We start from the raw sequence: 2,735 nt of genomic DNA on the forward strand, positions 1-2,735 counted from the left end.
GCCGGTGAGACGCCCGGGGCGGTTCTGTCTGTGGGCCGTCACCGGGTGGGGCTGAGTGACAACGACATTACCGTTTACCGGTTTGCCCCGCGGGATGAGGCGTGGCCGCAGGACAGTGACTGGGATCGCCTGCTGTACACCGTTTTTAAAGGGGAGGCGCCGGATAAAGCCGGCTGGCAATGTGTGCCTTTTTCACTATCTGAACTGAGCTGTCACGGTGAGTTTGCCCGGCTGACCTGCCGGGGGGCGATCCTGAAGGGCGCGGGAGGCGTCATATCATGAGAATGATGAAATGTGTGATGAAAAGCAGAGTGCTGTGCGCACTGGTGTTGTTGCTGGCCGGCTGTGCCACCTCCAAAGAGGAGCTGCTGCCGGCGGGAAACAGCGACATGATGGCCATCTGGTCCGGCAGACAGGCTGATCCGAACGGTGCGGCGGACAGCCGGACGGTGACGGAGACCGCCCGCAGCGCCCTGCGACGCGCCCTGACGAATGATGAAGCCGCGCGCCTTCAGCAGGCGGACACCGCGTATACCCGGACACAAAGCAGTGAGATCCATCAGCAGTTTCCGCGTCTGCCGAACCCGGACATGGTGATGTATGTGTTCCCGCATCTCTCGGCCGGCAATCTGCCGGTGCCGGGATACAGTACGGTGTTTCCGTTTTACCATCAAGTGCAGTATGCCCTGCCGGGTGAGCGTGTGGAGGGCTTGTGATGGGATTTTCATTATTCCGCTCACGCCGGAAAGCGCAGGCGGTTTCTGCTGAAAAAACGGATGAAAACAAGGCTGACAAAACCGTACACCGCAGTACACCGGCAGAGAATGCCGGTTTAGGCCGTCAGCCGCTTTCCCGGCCGGGAAAAATGACCCGGGCGGATGAGCAGAAGATTTACCATGCGAATCCGTCCTTTATTGATTACCTGCCCTGGGTGGAATTTCTGGATGAGGAGCAATGCCTGCTGCTTGATGACGGGGTGTCGGTCGGGGCGGTGTATGCCGTTGAGCCGGCGCCGACGGAAGGGCGCTCTGCCGGCCGTCTGCTCGAAATCCGGGATGCGGTGGAGGATGCGCTTCAGGACAGTCTGGATGAGCATGATGATAACCCGTGGGTGGTGCAGTTTTTTTGTCAGGATGAGGACGACGTGAGCGTCACACTGGCCACATTGCGGGACTATATCCTGCCGGCGGCCCGGGGCACCGCGTTTACCGAAGCCTGGCTGACCGAAATGGCGCGTCATTTACGGGGGATTGCCCGTCCGGAAGGGCTGTTTAAGGACACGGAGGTGACCGGACAACCCTGGCGCGGACAGCAGCGCCGGACCCGGATGGTGGTTTACCGCCGGCTGGGGAACAGCTATACCGATCCGATGCCGCCGGTGGCGATGCTCAATCAGATGTGTGACCGGCTGGTCAGCAGTCTGGGCAGTGCCGGCGTGCAGTGTGTCCGCCAGGACGGGAGGCAGGTGCATCAGTGGCTGCTGCGTCATTTCAATCCGGCCCCTGACTGGGTGGACCGGGAGACGCTGTACCGGGAAGGGGCGTACTGGCCGGCGGCGGAGGAAGCCCCGGGCACCCTGCCGGTGCTGAAGGATTTTGCGGAAACGCTGTGGTTTACCCCGCCCCGGTCGGATGTGGAAAACGGCGTGTGGTGGTTTGATAACCTGGCGCACGGTGTGGTGAATATCGAAAAACTGCGTAAAGCCCCGGGGCCGGGGCACCTGACCGGGGAGCAGAAGCGCGGTGACAAAAATATCAATGCGCTGATGGACCTGTTTCCGGAAGGGACGATGCTGTCGATGACCATCGTCACACAGCCCCAGGATACGCTGGAGCAGGAATTTACCCGGCTGGGGAAAAACTCGGTGGGGGAAAACACCGACTCGCAGCGTACCCGCCGGGACGTGGAAACCGCCAGAGGTTTACTGGGGCACCGCCATAAGCTTTACCGGGCCTCCCTGTCATTGCTGCTGCGTGCCGGCTCGGTGGAGGAACTGAACAAAAAGCGCGTGGATCTGACGGCCACGCTGCTGAATGCCGGTCTGGAGCCGGTGAAGCCGGAATATGATGTGGCGCCGCTGAACGGGTATCTGCGTGCCCTGCCGATGTGTTTTGACCCGCAGACGGATAAAAAACACTGGTATACCCGGCTGACCTGGGTACAGCACCTGGCCGGATTACTGCCGGTGACCGGGCGCACCAGCGGCACCGGGCATCCCGGCTGGAGTTTCTTTAACCGGGGCGGCGGGGTGCTGACCTTTGATCCGCAGAATAAACAGGATCGTACCCAGAATGCGCATCTGCTGTTATTCGGTCCCACCGGGGCCGGTAAATCCGCCACCTTATGCGCACAGTTATCGCAGCTGATGGCGGTCCGCCGTCCGCGTCTGTTTATTGCGGAGGCCGGTAACTCCTTTGGTTTACTGGCGGACTATTACGCCAGTCTGGGGCTGAGTGTCAATAAGGTCAGTGTCAAGCCCGGCAGCGGGGTGCGTCTGCCGCTGTTTGCGGATGCGCATCAGCTGCTGATGATGGATGAACAGCGTCTGGCACTGAATGCGGATGAACTGCCCGAGACGGACAGTGAATCTGAGGATGATGACGGGCAGCGTGACATTCTGGGGGAAATGGAAATCTCCGCCCGCATGATGATCACCGGCGGGGATGTGCGGGAAGAAGCGGAGCTGAAGCGGGCTGACCGGGCGATGATCCGCCGGGCGCTGATGGCGGGGGCCC

At 61.1% G+C, this 2,735-nt stretch carries 2 protein-coding genes and 1 pseudogene; all 3 read left to right on the forward strand.

Annotated features, from left to right (window positions below; translation table 11 throughout):
• Positions 1 to 282 (forward strand): annotated as a pseudogene (locus AACQ49_RS15830) (hypothetical protein); the annotation flags it as partial.
• Entirely contained in the window at positions 279 to 716 is a 438-nt protein-coding gene (locus tag AACQ49_RS15835) for a TIGR03751 family conjugal transfer lipoprotein (protein ID WP_004245744.1), read from the forward strand. The pseudogene AACQ49_RS15830 and the gene AACQ49_RS15835, both read left to right, overlap by 4 nt.
• Positions 716 to 2,735, forward strand: a 2,020-nt coding sequence (locus tag AACQ49_RS15840) for a conjugative transfer ATPase (RefSeq protein ID WP_161779159.1), incomplete at its 3' end; no start/stop codon positions are given. The genes AACQ49_RS15835 and AACQ49_RS15840, both read left to right, overlap by 1 nt.

This window comes from Proteus sp. G2675 (assembly GCF_963886535.1).
Taxonomy (GTDB): domain Bacteria; phylum Pseudomonadota; class Gammaproteobacteria; order Enterobacterales; family Enterobacteriaceae; genus Proteus; species Proteus mirabilis.